Origin of the sequence: Marinobacter sp. ES-1, assembly GCF_000475255.1 — a bacterium.
GTDB lineage: Bacteria > Pseudomonadota > Gammaproteobacteria > Pseudomonadales > Oleiphilaceae > Marinobacter > Marinobacter vinifirmus.
Genome location: NZ_AXBV01000056.1, coordinates 1 through 21,293, shown reverse-complemented (window position 1 = coordinate 21,293; position 21,293 = coordinate 1). Strand labels below are relative to the sequence as shown.

Here is a 21,293-nt window from a genome sequence, read left to right as displayed (position 1 = left end):
TGCTCACCCGGATTGTCGGGTGCTGCCCCGGCGCACGGCCCTCTCCCGCCGGCGTTCACTTTCTGAATGCGCCGAAATCGCTTGCTGCACAAAGCCGATGTGTTCCCCCGCAATGGCCCTGGCGTCTTCCGCCCGACCTTCCATAATCGCGGAGAACAGCGCCTGGTGTTGCTCAATCAGGCCCTGACGGGTGGCCGCGTCTTTTGAGTACATGCCACCGATGTTGGTCACGATGTCTTTTTTCAGGAGATTGAACAGGTTGCGCATGGTGTGCAGCAGCACTACGTTGTGGCTGGCTTCGGCGATAGCCATATGGAAGCCGGCATCTGCGGCACCTTCCCGCTCGATATTTTCCTCGCTGGGTGACCGGTAGCAATTGTCCAGTTCCTGCCATGCCCGGGTGAGCAGTTCCTTGTCTACCTCGGTGGCACGTTGGGCCGCGTAATAGGCGCAGTCTGCTTCGAGTGTGCGGCGAAACTCCAGTAAATCCCGATGGGCTTCAGGGCGATTCTCCAGTAGCAGGACCAGCGGGTCACTGAAGCTGGAGCCCAGACTTTCTGTTACGAAATTCCCGCCTCCCTGCCGACTGGTCAGCAGACCTTTGGCGGCCAGCCTTTGCACGGCTTCACGCAGGGAAGGTCGGGACACCCCGAACTGTTCTGCCAACACCCGCTCCGGCGGCAGCCGCTGGCCGGGCTTTAGAGTGCCTTCCAGAATCATGGTTTCCAGTTGTTCCACGATGGTGTCGGCCAGTCGCCTGGGTGCAATGTGGTTAATCGGCATGTTGGTTCCCGCATTTAAAATTGGTCTGACCAAAAATATTTAATGCTTGTTTGTACCTGTTTTTCGGGGGGTTCTACAAGTCCTTAAGACTAATGTCTTAACGGGTCGTTTTGACAGAGAGAGGGTTGCTCAAATAGTGTGTCCTACCTCTTTTGGCCAATTGGTAATACCAATTGGCCAAAAGTATCAACTAACAAGAAAACGCTGGAGAACATCATGTCATCCGGATTACTCGCTCTGTTGGCATTTGCTCCCATCCTGCTGGCTGGGGTTCTGTTACTTGGACTGCGCTGGCCCGCCCGCAACGCGATGCCCGTTGTTTTCCTGGCTACGGCCGTCCTCGGCTATACAGCCTGGGACATGACCTTCAACCGGATTGTCGCCTCTACCCTGCAAGGGCTTGTTATCACCATCGGCGTGTTGTGGATTATTTTCGGCGCCATCCTGCTGCTGAACACCCTGAAGCACTCTGGTGCCATTGCTACCATCCGTTCAGGTTTCACTAATATCACGCCAGACCGCCGCATTCAGGCCATCATTATCGTCTGGTTGTTTGGTAGCTTTATTGAGGGAGCCTCCGGGTTTGGTACGCCGGCAGCTATTGTGGCGCCGTTGCTGGTAGCTGTCGGCTTTCCGGCCATGGCTGCGGTTATGCTCGGTATGATGGTACAGAGCACGCCGGTTTCGTTTGGCGCGGTGGGCACGCCTATCATTGTGGGGGTTACCACCGGCCTTGACCAGGCGACCATTTCCGGCCAGTTGTTGGCCAATGGTTCTGATTGGGACGCCTACCTGCAGCTGATCACTTCTGAAGTGGTCGTGACCCACGGTGTTGTGGGCGTGTTCATGCCCGTGTTGATGGCCGTTATGATGACTCGCTTCTTCGGTCGCAACAAAAGCTGGATGGAAGGTCTGGAAGTGTTGCCGTTTGCCCTGTTTGCCGGCGTCGCCTTCGTGGTGCCCTACGTTATCACCGGTATGCTGCTGGGGCCGGAGTTCCCGTCGTTGCTGGGCGGCCTGATCGGCCTGGCGATTGTCACGTTTGCGGCCAGGAAAGGCTTTCTGATTCCGAAGAAAACCTGGGACTTTGCCGGGCGTGAAGACTGGCCGGCCGAGTGGGTTGGCAAGCTGGAAATGAAACTGGAAGACATCGCCGCCCACCCCATGAGTGGCTTTCGTGCCTGGTTACCGTATGTTCTGATGGGTGCGATTCTGGTGATCAGCCGCACCGTGGAGCCGGTGAAAGACTTCTTCGTCAGCATTGGCGTATCCTTCTCGAACATTCTGGGTGAGGCCGGTGTCAGCGCCGGTGTGCAGCCACTGTATCTGCCTGGCGGCATTCTGGTGATGGTGGTGATAGCCACCTTCTTCATCCACCGAATGAGCACCCGGGCCATGGGTGAAGCCCTGAAAGAGTCGGGCGGGGTGTTGCTCAGCGCGGGTTTTGTACTGCTGTTCACCATTCCGATGGTGCGGATCATGATCAACTCCGGCGTCAACCTGGCCGACCTGCCAAGCATGCCGCTGGCCATGGCCACCTGGGTGGCGGATTCTGTGGGCGGCATCTATCCCTTCCTGGCGCCTATGGTCGGTGCGTTGGGTGCTTTCCTTGCCGGCTCCAATACCGTATCGAACATGATGTTCAGCCAGTTCCAGTTTGGTGTTGCCCAGGGCCTCGGGTTGTCTACGGCACTGATGGTGGCGGTGCAGGCTGTTGGTGCAGCCGCCGGCAACATGATTGCTATTCACAACGTTGTTGCGGCCTCTGCCACAGTGGGCTTGCTGGGCCGTGAAGGGCAGACGCTTCGGAAAACCATTCGCCCGACCATCTACTATCTTGTAATGACCGGTGTGGTTGCCTTGGTGGCAGCCTATGCTTTGGGCGTTACCGACCCTTTGATGAATTGATCTGAAACAACGGGCAGGGCTGCCACGCAGCCTGAAGAACCCGGAGGCAATAACTGATGACTGAGCTGTTCTACGACGCCGCCCCCAATGCCACCCGCGTGGCTCCTGAGCGACCCGCGCCACGAACGTATCCGGCCAAGCCGGCCGAGGTCACGCTGTTCGGCACCTGCGTGGTGGACCTTTTCTTTCCCGAGGCCGGCCTGGATGCCATCCGCCTGCTGGAGCGGGAAGGCATTCGCGTGCACTTTCCGCAGGAACAATCCTGCTGCGGCCAGCCGGCCTGGACTTCCGGCTACGTGAATGAGGCCCGGGAGGTGGCGCGTGCACAGCTCAACCTGCTAGACAACGGTATGCCGGTGGTGGTGCCCTCCGGCTCCTGTGCCGGTATGTTCCGGCAGCATTACCGGGAAGTGTTTGCGGAAGAACCCGATACCCTCAAGCGTGTGGATAACCTGGCTGAACGCACCTTCGAGCTGACCGAGTTTCTGCTGCACGTATGCAAGGTGGACTGGCAGGATCTTGGCGAGCCGACACAGATTGCCCTGCATACCTCCTGTTCCGCCCGCCGGGAAATGAACACCCACCTGCATGCCCGGGAGTTGCTGGGCAAGCTGGCGAACGTCGAGCGGCTGGACCACGACCATGAAAGCGAGTGCTGCGGGTTTGGCGGTACCTTCTCCGTGCGCATGCCGGAAGTCTCCGGCGCCATGGTGCTGGACAAAACCCGCTCGTTGCGGGAATCCGGGGCGGTGGAAATGGTGACCGCCGATGGTGGCTGCCTGCTCAACATCAACGGCTCCCTGGAAAAGCAGAAACAGACATTCCGGGGCCGGCACCTGGCCAGCTTCCTGTGGGAGCGGGTAAGCGGAGAGGTGAAACCATGAGCCAGCGTATACCGGTCAAAGAACTCACCGACAGCTTCCGCGGCCGCGCCGTGGGCGCCCTGGCCGACGATCAGCTGCGCACCAACTTCCGCGTCGCCATGGATTCTCTGATGCAGAAGCGCGCCGATGCCTTCCCGGACGAGGAAGAACGCGAAGGCCTGCGGGAGCTGGGCAACCACATCAAGGCCCGGGCGCTGTCCCGGTTGCCGGACCTGCTTGAACAACTGGAAGCCAAGCTGACCGCCAACGGTGTGAAGGTGCACTGGGCCGAGACCACAGAAGAGGCCAACCGGATTGTCCATTCCATCATCGAGGCGAAGCAAGGCTCCCAGGTGGTGAAGGGCAAGTCCATGGTCAGCGAAGAAATGGAGATGAACGACTACCTGGCCGAACGCAACATCGAGTGCCTGGAGTCGGACATGGGCGAGTACATCGTCCAGCTGGATGGCGAAAAGCCCTCCCACATCATCATGCCGGCGATTCACAAGAACCGTTTTCAGGTCTCCAAGCTGTTCCATGACAAGCTGGGCGTGGATGAGACCGAGGATGTGAACGAGCTGATCCAGATTGGCCGTCGCACCCTGCGCCAGAAATTTCTGGAAGCGGATGTCGGGGTGTCTGGCGTCAACTTCGCCATTGCCGAAACCGGCACCTTGCTGCTGGTGGAAAACGAAGGCAACGGCCGCATGAGCACCACGGCGCCGCCGGTGCACATTGCGGTCACTGGTATCGAAAAGGTGGTGGAAAACCTGCGGGACGTGGTGCCCCTGTTGTCGTTGCTGACCCGCTCCGCATTGGGCCAGCCGATCACCACCTACGTGAACATGATTTCCGGCCCGCGCAAGGCGGATGAGCTGGATGGTCCGGAGGAAGTTCACCTGGTGCTGCTGGACAACGGCCGCAGTGGTGCCTTTGCCGACGCCCAGTTGCGCCAGACCCTGAACTGCATTCGCTGTGGCGCCTGTATGAACCACTGCCCGGTGTATACCCGGGTGGGCGGCCACACCTACGGTGAGGTGTATCCGGGGCCGATCGGCAAGATTATTACGCCGCATATGGTTGGCCTGCACAAGGTGCCGGATCATCCCAGCGCGTCCTCCTTGTGTGGCGCCTGTGGCGAAGTGTGCCCGGTGAAGATTCCGATCCCGGAAATGCTGCAGCGGTTGCGCCAGGAAAACGTGAAAAGCCCCGCTGAACAGCCGAAAGTGAAAGACGGTGGCGCCAAATATTCCCGCAAGGAGCGGGCGATCTGGCGCTTCTGGGCCAGGCTGAATACTTCGCCAGTGTTCTACCGGTTGTTCCTGTGGGGAGCGACCCGTTTTGGCAAACTGGCACCGAAAAACGTCGGGCCATGGACCGAGAACCACTCGGCGCCGGTGCCAGCTCGCCGGTCTTTGCATGACCTGGCCAAGGCCCATTTGAATCAGGGGGATCATTGATGAGCGCCCGCAGTAACATTCTGAACAAGCTCCGCGCTGGCCTGGCCGGCACTACGCCCCGGCCGGATGATTTCGATGAAGGGCTGGTCACCCGGCCTTGGCAATACGCGCCGGAAGACCGGATTGCCCGTTTGCGTTCGCTGATGGAAGCGGTGCACACCGAAATTCACCAGCTGACGACCGAGGAATGGCCCGCCAGGGTTCAGGAATTGCTGGAACGTCGCGGACTGAATAACCTGCTCTATGCCCCGGGTACCGACCACGGCCAGACGTTGTCGGAACACTGGCAGCAAAGCGGCGCCGCGCCCGAATTGCTGGCCTACGACCGGCCCATCGAGGAATGGAAAGAGGAGCTGTTCTGGCAGGTGGATGCAAGCATAACCGGCACGGTGGGGGGCATTGCCGCTACCGGCTCACTGGTGCTCTGGCCGGACCGCCATGAGCCGCGCCTGATGAGCCTGCTGCCGCCGCTGCACATTGCCCTGCTCAAGGCCAGTGAAGTGGAAGACAACCTGTATGGCATGATGCAAAAACAGAACTGGTCTGCGGGTATGCCGACCAATCTTTTGCTGGTTTCAGGCCCGTCGAAGACCGCCGATATCGAACAGGTGCTGGCTTACGGGGCCCATGGCCCGAAAGAGCTGGTGGTCCTCATCCTTGAGGACGCCTGAGGGAGGGGTTATTTAACCCCGAAGCCCCGCTTGTTCAGGAAGTCCTTCATGTGCGGCCGGAGCTTGCTGGTAAACAGCGGCTTCAGCTGCTCGGACCAGTTGGTGTCCTTGTTGCCACCGGTGCGCTCCAGGTAGTACTGGTGCATGGTGTCGTCAAAGCTGGCCACCAGGGCTTCGTCGTCAGAATCGTCGTAGGCGTCTTGTTTCAGGATGGCGGCCAGGGGCAGCCGAGGTTTCACTTCCGGATCCTGGTCCGGGTAGCCGAGGCACAGGCCAAATACCGGGTACACATGTTCCGGCAGGTTGAGCAGTTCGCTGACTTCCTGCGGGTTGTTGCGAATACCGCCGATATAGCAGATGCCCAGCCCTTCGGATTCAGCCGCTACCACCACATTCTGGGCGATCAGTGCGGCGTCAACGCTGGCTACCAGCAGCTGCTCGGTCATGCCCCGGACCACCTCGGCACCGGCTTTCTCGGCGGATTCCGTAGCGCGCTTCATATCGGCACAGAACACCAGGAAGTCCGAACAGGTTTCGATATAGGCCTGGCCGCCGGCCAGTTCAGCCAGCTTCTTCCGCTTTTCCGGATTGACCACGTGAATAATGGTGTAGGCCTGCACGTGGTTGGAGGTGGCGGCACACTGGCCGGCGCGGATCAGTTCTTCAAACAGCTCCCGGGGAATCTGTTGATCCTTGAACTTGCGGATGGAACGGTGGGATTTCAGCAGTTCAATGGTCGGATTCATAGCCCCTCGTCTGAGTCAGGAAAAAAGAGACGATAGCTTGCTTAACAGAGCGGGCGCAACCGGACGAAGGTGGGTAGTTGCCGCAGCGGGCTGGCCACAGACACAAAAAAGGCGCGCCGGGTGGCGCGCCTTGGCAGGGGGAACGAATCCGGTAATTACGGAATCATGTCCACCGGCTTGGGAGTGTCAGCAGTGCTCGGCGGCAGCACCGGATAGGTGACCTCCGGAATGTTGCCGGTCAGGGTTTTGAGGAACGCCACGATGGATTTCACTTCGCTGTCGTTCAGTTCGGTACCCAGTTGGGCAGTGCCCATAACCGCAACGGCTTCTTCCAGGCTCCAGACGGCGCCGGAGTGGAAATACGGCGCGGTCAGTTCGATGTTGCGCAGTGGTGATGCCCGGAATACATACTCGTCAGAGGCGGTTTCGGTTACGGAGAAACGGCCCTTGTCGCCAGCGGGCAGGATTTCAGCACCGGGCTTGGCTACCAGGCCGAACGGATAGTAGTTCTGGCCGCCGACGTTCATGCCACTGTGGCAGGCGGTACAGCCGCGATCCATAAACAGGGCCAGGCCTTCTTTTTCCTTCTCGTTCAGGGCAGCAGAGTCTCCACGCAGGTATTTGTCGAAAGGCGCTTCCGGTGTGATCAGCGTTGCTTCATAGGCTTCGATGGCGACCGCCATGTTATCGAAGGTGACCGGGTTGTCCTGGCCCGGGAAGGCGTCTTCGAAGCGCTCGATATACTCGGGCATGCTGTTGAGGGTGGAAACCACGCGGTCCGGGGTGCTGCTCATCTCAACACCGGCCTGTACCGGCCCTTTTGCCTGTTCGGCCAGGTCTGCGGCGCGGCCATCCCAGAACTGTGCTGCGTTGAACACCGCGTTGAACACGGTCGGAGAGTTACGGGGGCCTTTCTGCCAGCCGTGGCCGATAGAGGTGGGCAATTCGTCATCGCCGCCCAGACCTACGTTGTGGCAGGTGTTACAGCTGATCAGATGGCTGGAAGACAGGCGCGGTTCAAAGAACAGCATCTTGCCCAGCTCAACCTTGGCCTGGGTCAGTTCATTGCCGTCGATAACCGGGGGATACTTCGGGATTGGCTCGAACATGCTGTTGGCACGATCCATCAGGTCGTCGGCCATTGCGGAGCCGGCCATCATACCAAGGCTTATGGCCAGGGCTTTTACCAGGGGGCGTTTGATCATCGTTCTCTCCTTATGAGACAAGTTGGTCTCCCTCTACTAAAGCTAACAAACCACCCGGTAACTGCACGAACTATTGGTAACAGTCGGCAGCGAAATTGACGGTCGTCAATTTATGTTTTTTGTCATGACAACCGGGCTTCGGGTGCGACATTTCGCCGCGAGTTTGGCGTGCCTGTTGGCTGTCCAAGTCATGGTTATATCGTTAATCTCGTGGTGAAACTTGGAAAGCCTCAGGAGAGTGTGATGAAGAAGTTCATGTTAACGGCGTTACTGGCTTTCGGTATGGTGGCCGGAGCCCAGGCAGAGGAGGCGTTGTCACTGACGCCGGAAGACACCTATAAAATGGTTCAGGAACAGGGCGATGAAATGCTGTTCATCGACGTTCGGGATCCGGTGGAGATCATGTTCATCGGCTTCACCGATGCGGTGGACCAGAACATCCCGTTCCAACTGGTAGACCGCACCCGCTTCAACGACGAGAAGCAGGTTTTTGCCATGGACCTGAACGAGAACTTCGTGGCTGAGGTAGATGCCGCGCTGGAAGCCAAGGGCCTGGATCGTGACTCGCTGATCGTGACCATGTGCCGCTCTGGCTCTGCCCGTGGTAAACCCAGTGCCGACTATCTGCTGGGAAAGGGTTTTACCAATGTGAAGTACGTGGACAACGGCTTCCAGGGTAGCACTGCGAAAGAAGGCGAGAAGAAGGGAATGCGCGTGGTGAACGGCTGGCAGAATTCCGGCCTGCCCTGGGCATCCAAGGCTAATCCTGAAAAGATCTACCGTCCGTGATTGTTCGGGTGCCCGCGATGGCGGGCACCCCATCCTGCCTTATTCCTCGACACAGATTTCCCGCTGGCTTATTGCAACAGCGGTCCGCACTAACAGGCCGATAATCAGCACCACCAGCACAACCAGTAAAGCCGCGCCCAGCCATTTGAAGAATGGACTGCCCAGCAGCTGATACATGCCCAGTGTCGCGATAGTGATGGCGGCCATCGGGAATGAGTAAGCCCACCAGGACAGGGCGAACGGCAGTTTCAGGAACCGGGGCGCCTGGGTAAACAGCATTAACGTGAGGAACAGGGCGCTGTAGTAAAGGATGCGGGCAAAGGCATCCAGCTCACCGGTTAACTGCATCCAGGACAGAAAGCCCACGGCTGGCGGAGCAATCAGGATGAACAGAGTTGGCAGCAGTTTGCCCGGCAGCGGGTTATGAAAAAACATCCTGTTGAAGATGATAGCCAGCAGCACCAGCCAGAACACCAGGCCAATGCTGAAGAAGAACCAGGACAGTTCGGTAAAACCATGCTGAACACCGGCAATGGGCACCAGAATGTTGCCCACAATGGGAATGAACCAGGCCGGATTCATGTGGTTGATCTCGAAGTGGGTGTGGTGAATCCAGGTGGCCAGCACGTACAGGGTGAAAACCAGGTGCAAGGCAACGCCCAGTGTCCAGACAGCCAGTGAAAGGGTTTTGCTGTGAGGCAGCAGGGCAATACTGATCAGAATCAGCCCGATGGACATGGTGGGGGCAAAATTCAGTTTAACCGGGTGATTGAATTCGCCTTTCACCTGCTGCGGGTAGCGAACTGCCTTGAGCAGGTAGAGACCGGCCAGGGCAAGGAATACGGTAATGGTGAACACCAGCGCTGCCAGACTGGGTTGAATAGCCAGGTTGAAAACCGTTTCGGCCCGGTGCAGGGCAATAGTCAGGCCGCTAAGCCCCATCACCATGGCAAACCAGGAAACGGGAAAGTGTTGCAGGCGGGAGGGTTGGGACTCTGCCATCATTTACCTCGGACAATCATCGGTTAACGCACTGTGCCAGCCCGGAAGGCTGGCACAGAACTCTGGTACTGCTGTTACGGCGTTATCAGAAACTGAAAGTGCGGATTTTGCGATCCAGCATCTGGCCGGCCATTTGCGGGGGCATGGCAACGCCAACGCCATCGATCAGGTCGTCCTTGCCGTACTCGCTGTTGGGCAGGTACAGGGCGCATACGTTGGCGGTACCACCGGCTTTCAGCAGGCCGCGCAGCATCTGCCCCGGGGTCACATTTTTAGGCGCCAGGGCCTCGGCTTCATAGGACTTCAGGGCCAGGTCGCCGGCTTCGTCGCACAGCAGTACGTTCACCTTGGCACCCTGCTCGGCCATGGTGTTGGCCAGTACCATGGCCATGCCCTGGGTCTGGTTGGAGTCGCTGGACAGGATCACCAGCACTTCGTCTACGTTGTTGCCCTTGTTGGCGCGGTTGTCTTTTTGCTTCTCGGCCATGGCGTGGGCCGGGGCCAGTGCTACGAGCATTGCGAGGGTAAAAACCTTGAGTACATTCGACATGGGTGTGCTCCTTTTAAGTTTGTCTTCCTGATCAATATAGACGCGTCGAATTCTGCGGTTCAGTGACATTGTCACTGTTCGTTGATGACAGGTGGCATAGATTGATCTTGCTCAAGTCTCAATCGGGTAGGCCTGCAAGCGTCAGATAGCGGGCTAAACTTACAGGCAGGTCTTCGGGATGGGTGGGTGATTGCTATGAACAAGGATGCACAAAGGATGGTTTGGCGCACATGGCAGGGTTGGGCCGCCGTGCTGTGCCTGTTTCTGGCGCTACCGGCTATGGCTTTGGAGAAATCGCCCACCACGGCCGACCACAGCAAATTCAAAGCGTTACAGGGGCCTTTCGAAAAGGCAGAAGATGTAACTGCTGCCTGCCTGGAGTGCCACACCGAGGCCGGGGAGCAGATTCGCGGCACTACCCACTGGACCTGGCTCTACGACCATCAGGAAACCGGGCAGACCCTTGGCAAAAGCAAGGTGATCAACAGTTTTTGCGGCATGGCCGTAACCAATGAGTCTCGCTGCACGTCCTGCCATGTGGGTTATGGATGGAAGGATATGAACCAGCCGCCACCGCAGGCAGAGAATGCCGTGGATTGCCTGGTTTGTCATGACACCACCGGCGACTACTGGAAGTTCCCTACGCTGGCAGGTTACCCGACTTCAATTCCCCGGGAATGGCCTAAGGGCAGTGGCAAGATGGTAATGCCGCCGGACCTTGAGCACATCGCCCAGAACGTGGGCGCCAGTGGCCGGGCCAATTGCGGTAGCTGTCATTTCCATGGTGGCGGTGCAGATGGCGTGAAGCATGGGGACCTCGACTCCTCACTGATCAACCCGCCGAAAGAGCTGGATGTGCATATGTCTCCGGACGGCCTGAACTTTGGCTGTTCGGATTGCCACACCACCATGGGCCATGCGGTATCCGGTAGCCGATACCAGGCCAATGCCCGGGATACCCTGGGCATCGATGTGCCGGGCCATACCGATTTCTCCCGGGCCAGTTGTGAGTCGTGCCATGGCCTTGCGCCCCACGATAAGCCCAAGCTGAATGATCACGTAGACAAACTTGCCTGCCAGAGCTGCCACATCCCGGCCTTTGCCCGGGGTGGCGTGGCGACCAAAACCTGGTGGGACTGGTCGACGGCGGGCCGGCTGGATGAAGATGGAAAGCCTGTTAAGGAGCTGGATGAAAACGGCCATCCCAGTTATCTGAGTGAGAAAGGCGATTTCCGCCATGGCGAGAATGTGGTGCCGGAATATGCCTGGTTTGATGGCACCGTGCAGTACACCCTGGCTGGTGACCCGCTGGACATTGATAATCCGCCGGTGGCCATCAACAAGGTGGAAGGCAGCCCGGATGACGGCAAATCCCGCATCTGGCCGTTCAAGGTGATGCGGGGCAAGCAGCCGTTTGATACCGAGCGGCAAACCCTGCTGGCCACTCACGTATTCGGGGCAGACGATAGCTCTCTCTGGAGCAATTTCAACTGGGAGAAAGCCCTGCAGGCCGGCAGCGACATGTCTGGCATGCCATACAGCGGCCAGTTCGACTTTATTGAAACCACCATGCACTGGCCGATCACCCATATGGTGGCGCCGGCTAACGATGCGGTGAAATGCGGTAGCTGCCACAAGGCCGAAAGCCGGCTGGCGGGGTTGGGTGGCATCTACATGCCGGGCCATCACAGCAACGTGTGGCTTGACCGGATAGGGTGGTTGCTGGTGGCGGCCACGCTGTTTGCGGTACTGGTGCATGCCATGGCGCGGATCGTGTTCAGCGGGAGGAAAGGGCAATGAGCCGGGTACTGATGTTCAAACGCTTTGAGCGCTTCTGGCACTGGAGCCAGGCGCTGCTGATCTTCGTGCTGCTGTTTACCGGGTTCGCCATTCACGGTACCTATGAGGTGATGCGGTTCAGCACCGCCGTTCAGGTACATACCCTGGCGGCCTGGGCGTTGATTGTGCTTTGGGTGTTTGCCATTTTCTGGCATTTCACCACCGGTGAATGGCGCCAGTACATCCCGACCCGTGATGGTTTGTTCGCGGTCATGCACTATTACCTGATTGGCACCTTCACCGGTGCCTCCCATCCTTACAAGAAAACCTCCAGGGCCAAGCACAACCCGCTGCAGCGGCTGGCGTACCTGTTTTTCAAGGTGGTGATCTCGCCGATTATCTGGGTGTCCGGGCTGTTATACCTGTTCTACAACGACTGGCCGGCCACCCTGGCCGGCGCACTGGAGCTGGAAACCGTGGCCCTGGTGCACACTGGCGCGGCGTTCGCCATGCTGGTGTTCATCATTGCCCATGTGTACATGACGACGATGGGCAAAACCCTGACCAGCCACATCAAGCCTATGATCACCGGCTATGAGGATCTGGACGAGCACCATTGAAACATGTGTTCAGCTTTTATTTTGTTAAAACTAATGGAACTATAGATATATTCTTTTTGATATAAAAGGTGTGGCCGGATACTCTGGCCTTGTAGTCAAACAAAGCCAACTATCTGGCAAACCGACAGGAGAAAGATTATGTCCATCCGTCTTGGCGAAACCGCTCCGGACTTCAAAGTAGACACCACCAAAGGCGCGATCAGCTTCCATGAGTGGGCTGGTGATTCCTGGGTGTTCTTCTTCAGCCACCCCGCTGACTTTACTCCGGTATGTACCACTGAAATGGGCCGTACTGCCCAGCTGGCCCAGGAGTTTGCAGCCCGCAACGTGAAGCCGCTTGGCCTGTCTACCGACTCTGTAGACGAGCACATGAAGTGGATTGACGACGTAAACGATACCCAGAGCTGTGACCTGCAGTTCCCGATCGTTGCCGACGAAGACCACAAAATTGCCCAGCTGTACGACATGATTCACCCGGGTGAGAGCGAAACCGCCGCCGTACGCAGCGTGTTCATCATTGATCCGGCCAAGAAAGTCCGCCTGACCCTGACGTACCCGATGGCGGTTGGTCGTAACTTTGACGAAATCCTGCGTGTTATCGACGCGCTGCAGACAGCCGATGCCAGCAAGGTTGCCCTGCCGGCGGACTGGCGCAAGGGTGGCGATGTGATTATCCCGCCGTCCATCTCCAATGAAGAGGCGAAGGATATCTTCCCGCAGGGCTGGAACGAACTGCGTCCTTACCTGCGCATGACCAAGATCTGATTTGACGCTGCACTGAATTGATCAGGTTCACAGCCTGCCCCCGGCCTGGTTGCTCACGACACCGAGCAGCCTGGTTTGGGGGCTTTTTTGTGTCAGTCTCTGTCGAAGGTCAGGCTGTCGGAGTTGCCGGCAAGGCTGCCTTTTTCCAGCCGGATTTTCACTTCCAGGTTGTGGCGTGAATCGGCGTTGGCCAGCGCGGTGTCTTCGGTGATCTTGCCCTGGTGGTAAAGGTCCATGATGGCCTGGTCGAAGGTCTTCATACCCTGCTGCTGGCTCTTCTCCATGACTTCGGTAATGCCTTCAACCTCGCCTTTATTGATGATGTCCTTGATGTAGGGGCTTGCGAGCATCACTTCGACCGCTGCGCAGCGCTTGCCATCCTTACCTTTCAATAACCGTTGGGCCACCACGGCTTTCAGGTGCAGGCTCAGGTCCATAAACAGCTCTTTGTGGGCATGCTCCGGGAAGAAGTTCACGATCCGCCGCATGGTCTGGTCTACGTTGCTGGCATGCAGGGTGGATATGCACAGGTGTCCGGTTTCCGCATAGGTGAGGGCTTGCTTCATGGTTTCCCGGTCGCGGATTTCACCGATCATGATCACATCCGGTGCCTCGCGCATGGCCCGTCGCAGGGCTTCGCTATAGGAGTGAGTGTCTACGCCCACCTCCCGCTGGTTCACAACACTCTGCTTGTGGGTGTGGGTGTATTCGATGGGGTCTTCAATGGTGAGAATGTGGCCGGTGGTGTGGTTATTTCGATAATCCAGCATCGAGGCCAGGGTGGTGGACTTACCTGAGCCGGTGGAACCCACCACCAGGATCAGCCCCCGGGGTTCCATGATCAGCTTCTCGAGAATCTTTGGCAGGCCAAGGGTATCGATGGACGGAATCTCGGTTTTCAGGTGGCGAATTACCATGCTCACTTCGCCCCGCTGCCAGAGCACGTTCACCCGGAATCGCCCGATATTGGCCAGCCCCACCGCCATATCCAGCTCCAGCGACTTCTCGAACTCCGCCCGCTGCTTGTCTTTCATGATCGAGTACGCCAGTTCCTTCACGGCGCCCGCTGGAAGGTGCTTCTGGGTGATGGGAGCGGTGTGGCCTTCGACTTTCATCATCACCGGGGCTCCGGTGGAGAGGTAGAGATCGGAGGCACCTTTGTCGGCCATGAGTTTGAGGTAGGCGGTGAGGTCCATCGGCGTTCCTTTAGGCGTTGAAAAACGATGATATGTGCCAGTGTAGTAGGTCTTAGTCTTGAATGGCGATCTAACGATACTAAGCGCTTATAGCTCGCACTTTCTAAGAGCCTTCGGCCCTGTTTTAGTGCGATTTAACTCTCTGATATACAGATATTTCTCAGTGTCAGATCGAAATTCCGCCAATGTGCTTGTTCTTTGATCAGCTACTGCCCTGATTTCAAGAAAAGGCCAATCTGGCACACCTTGTGCTCATCTCCGAATAAGGCGCGTACCAACGCCCTTTCCCTACACTCGGAGGTTTTCATATGCTCAGTACAAGGTTTGCCCTCGCTGCGCTGGCAGGTGTTCTGATTTCAGGAACCGTTCAGGCGGCCGATAAATTTGTGCCGGAAGTGCTTACGGTTGAGGAACGGATTCAGCCCGGGCCGAATCTGTTTGTATTGGACCAGAGTTGGGATGGGGCAAGCCAGACCGTTGTGCTCTCCCAGGACGACCTCAGTGTTAAAGGAAACCTGAGCTTTGGCATTGTTGGCCAGATGGTCGCCAACAGTGATTTTTCCCGTCTTTACAGCCTGTCTCACTACGCTAAGCGGATCACATACGGCCCGACCGAGTCCGTACTTCAGGAATTTGATGTGTCTACCCTGAGCCTGCTTCGGGAAGTGGTGGTGCCTGAAAAAGCAGCTCAGGTAGCCCCGTCCAACGCCATCCTGAAGATCTCTCACGACGACCGCTACGCCTTTATCCAGAACGCCACACCGGCTACCTCCGTGACGGTGGTAGACCTTGAGACTGGCAGTGTTCTGCAGGAAGTACCAACACCAGGTTGCTTCGGCGTGTTCCCGGCTGCGGATTCGGTGAAGTTCACCACGGTCTGTGGGGATGGCCGTTTCCAGAGCTTTTCCCTCGCTGCGGATGGCCGGTTCGGCTCGCCGGACAGCAGTGACAAGATCTTTGATCCGGACAAGGACCCGGTATTTATTGTCGGCAAGCGGGCCGGTGATGAGCTGCTGTTTGTCTCCTTCTTCGGCACTGTTTACCGGGTTTCGGACAGCGACAAAGCGCCTCGCCTGATCAGCAAGAAATCCTTCACGGAAGGCACTGAAGGCCAGTGGGCCCCCGGTGGTGTGGATGTGGTGGCCTACAACGAGGCCCATAAGGTGCTGTTCGTAACCATGCATTCCGAAGCCTACAACGGCAGCCACAAAAATGGCGCCGAGGAAGTGTGGGCGGTGGACCTGGCCAGCGCCAAGGTGTTGGGCCGCTCCGAGGTCAAGCACCTGGTGTCGCTCTCGGTAACCGACGGCGAGCAGCCGGTGCTGTTTGGCCTGGATGAAGAGGGCGTGCTGTACCGCTATCAGGTGAAGGCGGATGCTGGATTCGCCCTGGAGGAAACCAACACGGTTGAAGATGTTGGTGGCTGGGCCATTTTCTCCATCGCAGGGTCCTGATCATGGGCCCCGATCTCCTGCAGATGTTCGTGCTGACCACCATGGTTCTGCTGGCCCTGCTGTTTACCCACGCAGCCTGGCACAAGGCTTCGGATTACGGTCGGTTTCTCGGGTATGTCATCAACTACCAGTTGCTTCCGGAATGGCTGGCGGGGCCTTTGGCCAGAGCGTTGATAGTGGCCGAGGCGGCGTGTGTGCTGTTGCTGGTTTATCCGGACACCTCCGGGCTGGGGGCGTTGGGGATGGTGGGGCTGTTGTTGGCTTACGGCGCAGCCATGGCCGTCAGCCTGTTCCGGGGCCATGCCGAGATCGATTGCGGCTGTGGTGGCGCGGCGCACCCGGTTTCGTGGCTGCTGGTGCTGCGCAATCTGGTGCTGGCGGGCCTGGCAGCCCTGGTTGCGCAGCAAGGTGTGCAGGCACCCGGGTTAGCCGGGTTGATGGTGGCGATACCCGCCGGCACCGGGCTGTGGCTGATCTACAACCTGTTCGGAAAGCTGGCCGAGAACCAGCGGCTGCTGTTGGCTAACAACAAATACTGACATTCAGAGGGAAATACTGTGGCAATTCTATCTTTTACCGTTGTTTTGCTGGCCTTGATGGTGGCTGGGCTCATTCTGGGCTTCTTCGTGCTCGCCCGACAGGTCGGCATCTTGCATGAGCGGGTGGCACCTGTGGGCGCCATGATCAACGACAGCGGCCCCAAAGTGGGCGAGCTGTCCCCGGTGTTCAGCCTGGACAGCCTGACCGGCGGCAAGGTGAACCTTGGCCAGCCGTCCGGCAAGCATAGCCTGGTGTTCTTTCTGTCGCCGACCTGCCCGATCTGCAAAAAGCTGCTGCCGGCGCTCAAGTCGATCCAGAAATCCGAAGCCGGCTGGCTCTCTGTGGTGCTGGCCAGTGACGGCGACCAACCCCGCCACGAGCAGCTGATTGCCACGCAGAAGCTGGAAGGTTTCCCGTACGTGTTGTCGGAACATCTTGGGGTGACTTACCGGGTGGCCCGCTTGCCATTTGCCGTGCTGCTTGACGAGCAGGGTGTGGTGCGGGCCAAGGGCCTGGTGAATTCAAGAGAGCAGTTGGAAAGTTTGTTCAATGCGCTGGAAACCGGCTATGCCTCTGTGCAGGAGCTGGTCAGTAAAACCGCTAGTTAATAAGTCCGGGAGGACACTATGTCCAGAATGATAGACCGTTTGTTTAACCTGATTGATAAGACATCCGAGCAGTCCACCAGGAAAGCGGCGCAGAGCTTTGGCCGCCGATCCTTCCTGGCCAAAGCCGGAACCGTCATGGCCGGTGCCATGCTGGCCCCGGTTCTGCCGTTTGACCGGTCTCTGGGGGGCGCCGCGTTTGCCGGCACCCTGGAAGACGAGAACGATTGCAGCTACTGGAAGCACTGCGCGCTGGACGGCAACCTCTGTTCCACCTCTGGCGGCTCTCTGACCTCCTGCCCGCCGGGCACCGAGGCGTCCAAGGTGGCGTGGGTGGGCACCTGCCGTAACCCGGCCGACGACAAGGACTATCTGGTGTCTTACAACGATTGCTGCGGCCGGGCCACGGTGCCCAGTTCCACCTTCTGCTTCACCAGCGAAGGGGAGCGCCCGGGCTACCGGATGGGACTGCACAACGACATCAACTGGTGCATGGCCAATACCAACAAGGGCTATCACTGCACCGTTTCCGTGGTTCTGGGCGTGGCTAATGGCTGAACCCTGGAATGAGTACCCACTGAACTTAGGGAGTTAGGAAGATGATACGGAAACGGACAGGAAACCTGCTGCTGACAACCCTGCTGGCTGCGCAACTGCTGGTGCCGGCAACGGCTGCCGAGCGATCGGCGCAATCCAACTACATGCTGCGCTGTACCGGTTGCCATGGCATGGATGGCATGGGCGTGGAAGCCGCAGGTATTCCTCCGTTTCCGGGTTTTGTGGAGGTGTTTTTCAACGATGCACAGAGCCGGCTTTACCTGATGCACGTGCCCGGCGTTGTCGGCGCTGGCCTGAACGATACCGAGATTGCCGAGGTGATGAATTATGTGGTGGAGCGCTGGGGCCAGCCCGGTGTGGCAGTCGAGCATTTTACTAAAGAAGAGGTTGATCAACTCAGGCAACGGGAGGTCCGGGATGTGGTGGCGCTGAGGCGGGAGATTACGGAGCGGTTGGCCGGGGAGGGGGTGGCTTTGCCGGAGTATACCTGGCCTTGAGAGCTGGGTTTCATTTTCGATAGTTGATACGACCTTTCGGGTGTTCTACTTTTCGAGCACTTCCTTTATCGTGCCGGAAGGCTTATCTGCACCCAGAGGTTTCAGTGGCGACTCTCAGAATTCTTATTGTTGGTGCCGGCGGCATCGGCGGCTATTATGCCGCAAGGTTGGCTGAAGTCGGCCAACAGGTTGTACTGACCGCCCGTGGAGATCACCTCGCGGCCCTACAAGCGAACGGCCTGACCGTTGATTATGAAGGGCAGGTTTTCCACCACTCCCTCCCGGCTTGCCACCACCAAGACCTTATTCATAACTATCAGGCGGATGATTTTGACCTGATCGTGATAGCCCTTAAATCGACAGCCACCAGCGCAGTGATGACGGAGCTTTCTGAATGGTTGAGGGCTGGTTCGGTTCCGGTACTGTCTCTTCAAAACGGGGTAGATAACGAACCCCTCATTTCAGAAGTGGTCGGAGAAGGCCGTGTCTTGGGTGGCCTTGCGGTGCGTATTGGCGGCCATATTATCGAGCCGGGCAAAGTGTTCGCCGAAGGTGTTGCCCAGATCGTGATGGGCGCCTGGCCTCAGCAACAGCCTGATGACCCACGGGTGGCTTTGTTGAAGAGGCTGGAGGCTGCCTTTAATGAGGCGGGTATTCCAACCACCGTAACCGAAAACATCCGTTATGAGCTTTGGCGCAAATTGGTGATTAATAACGGTGTTAATCCGCTGTCTGCGCTCACTCTTCTGGACACCCGAAGCCTTACCCATCATCCGGAATTCGGCAAGATGGTCTACGGGATGATGGCTGAGACTGTAGAGGCCTCCAGAGCCGATGGTGTGAACCTGACGCAGCGGGATCTCGATGACATGTTTGAGCTGATCAGCAGCTTTAACGCCATCAAAACCTCCATGCTGGTGGATCAGGAGAAAGGCCGGCCGCTGGAGCTGGATAGCATTGCCGGGGCGGTATTGCGGCGATGTGAGAAACTAGGCGTGGAAGCACCTTACACTTTCACCGTGAATGCAGTTTTGAAACACCAGAACTAGTCCTGGTGGCGCATATAGTGCACACCCAATCAATTTCCCGGACACTGGCCCGGATTCATTGACCTGAAGCAAGATTTCCCCACTGGTAACAGCGTTTACTGTCATCAATATCAGGAGGGAAGTCCCATGAACATGAATGCTCAAGTTTCAACTCAACCCAGGTCTACTTTGATCGGTCGCCTTGCTGACCGGTTAATCGCCAGCCAGTATCAGATGGCTGTAAAGTCCCTGCAGATGGAAGCCCCGGATGCGCTGGAGCAGATAGTTGCGCAGGCAGATCCGGCCCTGGATTCCTCCGTTGCCGCTGAAATCGAGCGTCTTTTGAGAACCCGTGGTGCACCGTTTGTGCGTTTTGAAAAGACCCTGATGCCGCAGATGCAGGCACGTTTCGGCGTTACCGAAGAACAGATGGGCACCCTGGAAGCCAAAGAGCTGGCGGCTATGAAGAAACGTTGTAGTTCCTGCTCGGAAGCGGCCCGCTGCTGGCAGGCGCTGCGTGGCGGGGAGTCTGCTGAGCGCTGTCGGGAGTTCTGTCCGAATGCCGGCGATTTTGAACACTTGGCTGATGGTGTTCGTTAGAGTCCGTCTCGATTCAACTCATAAACCACCATATTCACCGCCGAAGCAAGATTCAGAGACTCCACTGCAGCCGCGCCGGGGATGGTGAAACGGCCGGCGCCCAGGCTGGTCAGAGCCTCTTCCGGTACGCCCCGGGCTTCGTTGCCAAAAAGATAGCAGTCGTGGTTCTGGAAGTCTGAGCTGGTGATTGACTCACCGCCAATGTCCAGGCAGGCAATGCGGGGATAACGGCTGGGGAGTGTGTCCAGGTTTACATCGGTTTCCAGCGGAACATGGAAGATGGCGCCCATGCTGGCGCGCACAACTTTCGGATTATAGGGATCGACGCTGCCGGGGCTGAGCAGGCAACGCATGCCGCCAAACCAGGCCAGGGTGCGCAGGATCGTGCCCAGGTTTCCAGGATCCTGAACCTCATGTAGATAGACCGCTTTCCCGCCGGCTGTTGATGTGCCTGCCTTATCAGAGGGAAGCGGTGCCACGGCAAGAATGCCTTGCGGAGTTTTGGTGTCAGCCAGTTGCGCCATCTGGCGGTCGCTGATGATGGTTTTTGGCCAGGGGCTGGGCCAATGTTCATAGGTGCTGGTGACAAACAGCTTGGTCTGTTGCCAGTGCGGGTTTCCGGCGGCGGCTTTTTCCAGCTCCAGTACCAGGTGCTCCCCTTCCACCAGGAAGTGGCCCAGTGATTGGCGATACTTTTTCTGGTGCAGTTTCTTGATGTCATCCAGTTTCACGGCCGGGTTCCTGCATTGGGTAGCGGTTGCAACAGTGGCGTCATTGTACTGTTGCCCCCTTGTATTGTCAGGCTCGGCGGCTTTTGCGGTAGTGAGGGTGGCCGCGTACAATGCAGTCTTTCCCGCAGTAGACAGAAGACACCCCATGGCCCGTTCCAAAAGCAGTAACCGGTGGCTCGAAGAGCACGTCAACGATCCCTTTGTGAAGCAGGCGCAAGTGGATGGCTATCGATCCCGTGCCAGTTACAAACTCCTGGAGATTAACGACAAAGACCGGCTGATCCAGCCTAATATGCTCGTGGTTGACCTGGGCTCCGCCCCGGGCGGCTGGTCTCAGGTTGCAGCGAAGCTGGTAGGTCACAAGGGTCGAGTGGTGGCCTCGGACATACTGCCCATGGATGCCATTGCGGGTGTTGAATTTATCCAGGGTGATTTCACTGAGCAGGAGGTGTTTGACCAGATCATGGCCGTACTCGACGGCACCCGTGCCGATGTGGTCATCTCCGATATGGCACCCAATATCAGTGGCGTGAATGCGGCAGACCAGGCCGCGTCCATGTATCTGGTAGAGCTGGCGCTGGATATGGCGTGCCAGGTGCTCAAACCTAAAGGCAGCTTTGTGGCCAAGGTGTTTCACGGCGAAGGCTATGACGAATATGTGAAGGCCGTGCGTGCCGTATTCGATAAAGTAGTCGTGCGCAAGCCGGATTCTTCCAGGGCCCGGTCCCGGGAAGTGTACCTGGTGGCGAAGGGGTTTCGGGGTAACTGAGGCTGAGTCAGTTCGAATTTTGCACATTTCGTACAAGGGTTGAGCAGTTCTGGTTGTCCTGGTAGCGGGAAACCGAAATAAAGAAAAATAATTTGGGAATCGGCGTTGACAGTCTCGGAGAAGAATGTAGAATTCGCCTCCTCGTTGAGCAACACAGCTCAAACGCTCTTTAAC

23 protein-coding genes are annotated in these 21,293 nt (G+C 57.8%); 16 read left to right on the top strand and 7 right to left on the bottom strand.

The annotated features are described in order from the left end of the window. Positions 1-3: 3 nt before the first annotated feature. On the bottom strand, positions 4-783 hold the full coding sequence (locus Q668_RS10665) for a GntR family transcriptional regulator (protein ID WP_022989592.1): 780 nt from the start codon (positions 781-783) through the stop codon (positions 4-6). A gap of 216 nt (positions 784-999) precedes the next feature. Here Q668_RS10665 and Q668_RS10660 point away from each other — a divergent pair, with 216 nt between their 5' ends. From Q668_RS10660 to Q668_RS10645, 4 genes are read left to right on the top strand one after another with little or no spacing between them, the layout of a single operon-like run. Beyond that, positions 1,000-2,691: an L-lactate permease gene (locus Q668_RS10660; protein ID WP_036219753.1), complete on the top strand. Its 1,692-nt coding sequence runs from the start codon at positions 1,000-1,002 to the stop codon at positions 2,689-2,691. Positions 2,692-2,747: 56 nt separating this feature from the next. Further along, the gene (locus Q668_RS10655) at positions 2,748-3,575 is read left to right on the top strand and encodes a (Fe-S)-binding protein (RefSeq protein WP_022989590.1); all 828 of its coding nucleotides are present in this window, start codon (positions 2,748-2,750) and stop codon (positions 3,573-3,575) included. Continuing rightward, positions 3,572-5,014, top strand: a complete 1,443-nt coding sequence (locus Q668_RS10650) for a LutB/LldF family L-lactate oxidation iron-sulfur protein (protein ID WP_022989589.1) — start codon at positions 3,572-3,574, stop codon at positions 5,012-5,014. Before Q668_RS10655 ends, Q668_RS10650 begins: the two co-directional genes overlap by 4 nt. Beyond that, the gene (locus Q668_RS10645; RefSeq protein WP_022989588.1) at positions 5,014-5,685 is read left to right on the top strand and encodes a LutC/YkgG family protein; all 672 of its coding nucleotides are present in this window, start codon (positions 5,014-5,016) and stop codon (positions 5,683-5,685) included. Before Q668_RS10650 ends, Q668_RS10645 begins: the two co-directional genes overlap by 1 nt. 8 nt (positions 5,686-5,693) lie before the next feature. Here the strand turns inward: Q668_RS10645 and nfsA are convergent, their stop codons facing one another. Then, the gene (gene nfsA, locus Q668_RS10640; protein WP_022989587.1) at positions 5,694-6,431 is read right to left on the bottom strand and encodes an oxygen-insensitive NADPH nitroreductase; all 738 of its coding nucleotides are present in this window, start codon (positions 6,429-6,431) and stop codon (positions 5,694-5,696) included. 155 nt (positions 6,432-6,586) lie between these two features. Further along, positions 6,587-7,636 carry a cytochrome-c peroxidase gene (locus Q668_RS10635; RefSeq protein ID WP_022989586.1) on the bottom strand — a complete coding sequence of 350 codons (1,050 nt, stop codon included), beginning with the start codon at positions 7,634-7,636 and terminating at the stop codon, positions 6,587-6,589. A gap of 243 nt (positions 7,637-7,879) precedes the next feature. On the opposite strand from Q668_RS10635, the gene Q668_RS10630 reads away from it, so the two are divergent. Then, entirely contained in the window at positions 7,880-8,425 is a 546-nt protein-coding gene (locus tag Q668_RS10630; RefSeq protein ID WP_022989585.1) for a rhodanese-like domain-containing protein, read from the top strand. A gap of 39 nt (positions 8,426-8,464) precedes the next feature. Here the strand turns inward: Q668_RS10630 and Q668_RS10625 are convergent, their stop codons facing one another. Further along, complete coding sequence (locus Q668_RS10625) at positions 8,465-9,430, bottom strand: SLAC1 anion channel family protein (RefSeq protein WP_227498344.1); 966 nt, start codon at positions 9,428-9,430, stop codon at positions 8,465-8,467. 82 nt (positions 9,431-9,512) lie between these two features. Then, positions 9,513-9,977 (bottom strand): hypothetical protein, encoded by a 465-nt coding sequence (locus tag Q668_RS10620; RefSeq protein WP_022989583.1) that lies wholly within the window; start codon positions 9,975-9,977, stop codon positions 9,513-9,515. 195 nt (positions 9,978-10,172) lie between these two features. Between Q668_RS10620 and Q668_RS10615 the strand changes: the two genes are divergently transcribed. From Q668_RS10615 to Q668_RS10605, 3 genes are all read left to right on the top strand, one after another. After that, positions 10,173-11,777 carry a tetrathionate reductase family octaheme c-type cytochrome gene (locus tag Q668_RS10615; RefSeq protein ID WP_036219751.1) on the top strand — a complete coding sequence of 535 codons (1,605 nt, stop codon included), beginning with the start codon at positions 10,173-10,175 and terminating at the stop codon, positions 11,775-11,777. Continuing rightward, positions 11,774-12,376 carry a cytochrome b/b6 domain-containing protein gene (locus Q668_RS10610; protein WP_022989581.1) on the top strand — a complete coding sequence of 201 codons (603 nt, stop codon included), beginning with the start codon at positions 11,774-11,776 and terminating at the stop codon, positions 12,374-12,376. The genes Q668_RS10615 and Q668_RS10610 overlap by 4 nt, the downstream gene beginning before the upstream one ends. A gap of 138 nt (positions 12,377-12,514) precedes the next feature. Continuing rightward, positions 12,515-13,141, top strand: a complete 627-nt coding sequence (locus tag Q668_RS10605; protein WP_022989580.1) for a peroxiredoxin — start codon at positions 12,515-12,517, stop codon at positions 13,139-13,141. A 92-nt stretch (positions 13,142-13,233) separates the two neighbouring features. Here the strand turns inward: Q668_RS10605 and Q668_RS10600 are convergent, their stop codons facing one another. Then, positions 13,234-14,337: a PilT/PilU family type 4a pilus ATPase gene (locus tag Q668_RS10600; RefSeq protein ID WP_022989579.1), complete on the bottom strand. Its 1,104-nt coding sequence runs from the start codon at positions 14,335-14,337 to the stop codon at positions 13,234-13,236. Between the two features lie 308 nt (positions 14,338-14,645). On the opposite strand from Q668_RS10600, the gene Q668_RS10595 reads away from it, so the two are divergent. From Q668_RS10595 to Q668_RS10565, 7 genes are all read left to right on the top strand, one after another. After that, positions 14,646-15,791, top strand: a complete 1,146-nt coding sequence (locus tag Q668_RS10595) for an amine dehydrogenase large subunit (RefSeq protein WP_022989578.1) — start codon at positions 14,646-14,648, stop codon at positions 15,789-15,791. A 2-nt stretch (positions 15,792-15,793) separates the two neighbouring features. Continuing rightward, positions 15,794-16,330: a MauE/DoxX family redox-associated membrane protein gene (locus Q668_RS10590; protein ID WP_022989577.1), complete on the top strand. Its 537-nt coding sequence runs from the start codon at positions 15,794-15,796 to the stop codon at positions 16,328-16,330. An 18-nt stretch (positions 16,331-16,348) separates the two neighbouring features. Further along, positions 16,349-16,939: a methylamine dehydrogenase accessory protein MauD gene (gene mauD / locus Q668_RS10585; protein ID WP_022989576.1), complete on the top strand. Its 591-nt coding sequence runs from the start codon at positions 16,349-16,351 to the stop codon at positions 16,937-16,939. Between the two features lie 18 nt (positions 16,940-16,957). Then, a complete protein-coding gene (locus Q668_RS10580) occupies positions 16,958-17,494 on the top strand; it encodes a methylamine dehydrogenase light chain (RefSeq protein WP_022989575.1) in 537 nt (178 codons plus the stop codon). A 41-nt stretch (positions 17,495-17,535) separates the two neighbouring features. Then, positions 17,536-17,991, top strand: coding sequence for a c-type cytochrome (locus Q668_RS16615; RefSeq protein WP_022989574.1), 456 nt, complete (start codon positions 17,536-17,538; stop codon positions 17,989-17,991). Positions 17,992-18,095: 104 nt separating this feature from the next. Continuing rightward, positions 18,096-19,040 (top strand): ketopantoate reductase family protein, encoded by a 945-nt coding sequence (locus tag Q668_RS10570; protein ID WP_022989573.1) that lies wholly within the window; start codon positions 18,096-18,098, stop codon positions 19,038-19,040. Between the two features lie 213 nt (positions 19,041-19,253). Further along, positions 19,254-19,619 (top strand): DUF6455 family protein, encoded by a 366-nt coding sequence (locus Q668_RS10565; RefSeq protein ID WP_152521778.1) that lies wholly within the window; start codon positions 19,254-19,256, stop codon positions 19,617-19,619. Here the strand turns inward: Q668_RS10565 and Q668_RS10560 are convergent. Next, the gene (locus tag Q668_RS10560; RefSeq protein WP_022989571.1) at positions 19,616-20,350 is read right to left on the bottom strand and encodes a TrmH family RNA methyltransferase; all 735 of its coding nucleotides are present in this window, start codon (positions 20,348-20,350) and stop codon (positions 19,616-19,618) included. The two genes, Q668_RS10565 and Q668_RS10560, sit on opposite strands and share 4 nt — an antisense overlap. Before the next feature lie 145 nt (positions 20,351-20,495). Between Q668_RS10560 and rlmE the strand changes: the two genes are divergently transcribed. Next, entirely contained in the window at positions 20,496-21,119 is a 624-nt protein-coding gene (gene rlmE, locus Q668_RS10555; RefSeq protein WP_022989570.1) for a 23S rRNA (uridine(2552)-2'-O)-methyltransferase RlmE, read from the top strand. Positions 21,120-21,293: the final 174 nt, after the last annotated feature.

What these genes read in the sequence shown, in the direction of transcription:
- Q668_RS10665 (WP_022989592.1), bottom strand. Translation starts at nt 783, where the DNA reads ATGCCGATTAACCACATTGCACCCAGGCGACTGGCCGACACCATCGTG.
- Q668_RS10660 (WP_036219753.1), top strand. Translation starts at nt 1,000, where the DNA reads ATGTCATCCGGATTACTCGCTCTGTTGGCATTTGCTCCCATCCTGCTG.
- Q668_RS10655 (WP_022989590.1), top strand. Translation starts at nt 2,748, where the DNA reads ATGACTGAGCTGTTCTACGACGCCGCCCCCAATGCCACCCGCGTGGCT.
- Q668_RS10650 (WP_022989589.1), top strand. Translation starts at nt 3,572, where the DNA reads ATGAGCCAGCGTATACCGGTCAAAGAACTCACCGACAGCTTCCGCGGC.
- Q668_RS10645 (WP_022989588.1), top strand. Translation starts at nt 5,014, where the DNA reads ATGAGCGCCCGCAGTAACATTCTGAACAAGCTCCGCGCTGGCCTGGCC.
- nfsA (WP_022989587.1), bottom strand. Translation starts at nt 6,431, where the DNA reads ATGAATCCGACCATTGAACTGCTGAAATCCCACCGTTCCATCCGCAAG.
- Q668_RS10635 (WP_022989586.1), bottom strand. Translation starts at nt 7,636, where the DNA reads ATGATCAAACGCCCCCTGGTAAAAGCCCTGGCCATAAGCCTTGGTATG.
- Q668_RS10630 (WP_022989585.1), top strand. Translation starts at nt 7,880, where the DNA reads ATGAAGAAGTTCATGTTAACGGCGTTACTGGCTTTCGGTATGGTGGCC.
- Q668_RS10625 (WP_227498344.1), bottom strand. Translation starts at nt 9,430, where the DNA reads ATGATGGCAGAGTCCCAACCCTCCCGCCTGCAACACTTTCCCGTTTCC.
- Q668_RS10620 (WP_022989583.1), bottom strand. Translation starts at nt 9,977, where the DNA reads ATGTCGAATGTACTCAAGGTTTTTACCCTCGCAATGCTCGTAGCACTG.
- Q668_RS10615 (WP_036219751.1), top strand. Translation starts at nt 10,173, where the DNA reads ATGAACAAGGATGCACAAAGGATGGTTTGGCGCACATGGCAGGGTTGG.
- Q668_RS10610 (WP_022989581.1), top strand. Translation starts at nt 11,774, where the DNA reads ATGAGCCGGGTACTGATGTTCAAACGCTTTGAGCGCTTCTGGCACTGG.
- Q668_RS10605 (WP_022989580.1), top strand. Translation starts at nt 12,515, where the DNA reads ATGTCCATCCGTCTTGGCGAAACCGCTCCGGACTTCAAAGTAGACACC.
- Q668_RS10600 (WP_022989579.1), bottom strand. Translation starts at nt 14,337, where the DNA reads ATGGACCTCACCGCCTACCTCAAACTCATGGCCGACAAAGGTGCCTCC.
- Q668_RS10595 (WP_022989578.1), top strand. Translation starts at nt 14,646, where the DNA reads ATGCTCAGTACAAGGTTTGCCCTCGCTGCGCTGGCAGGTGTTCTGATT.
- Q668_RS10590 (WP_022989577.1), top strand. Translation starts at nt 15,794, where the DNA reads ATGGGCCCCGATCTCCTGCAGATGTTCGTGCTGACCACCATGGTTCTG.
- Q668_RS10580 (WP_022989575.1), top strand. Translation starts at nt 16,958, where the DNA reads ATGTCCAGAATGATAGACCGTTTGTTTAACCTGATTGATAAGACATCC.
- Q668_RS16615 (WP_022989574.1), top strand. Translation starts at nt 17,536, where the DNA reads ATGATACGGAAACGGACAGGAAACCTGCTGCTGACAACCCTGCTGGCT.
- Q668_RS10565 (WP_152521778.1), top strand. Translation starts at nt 19,254, where the DNA reads ATGGCTGTAAAGTCCCTGCAGATGGAAGCCCCGGATGCGCTGGAGCAG.
- rlmE (WP_022989570.1), top strand. Translation starts at nt 20,496, where the DNA reads ATGGCCCGTTCCAAAAGCAGTAACCGGTGGCTCGAAGAGCACGTCAAC.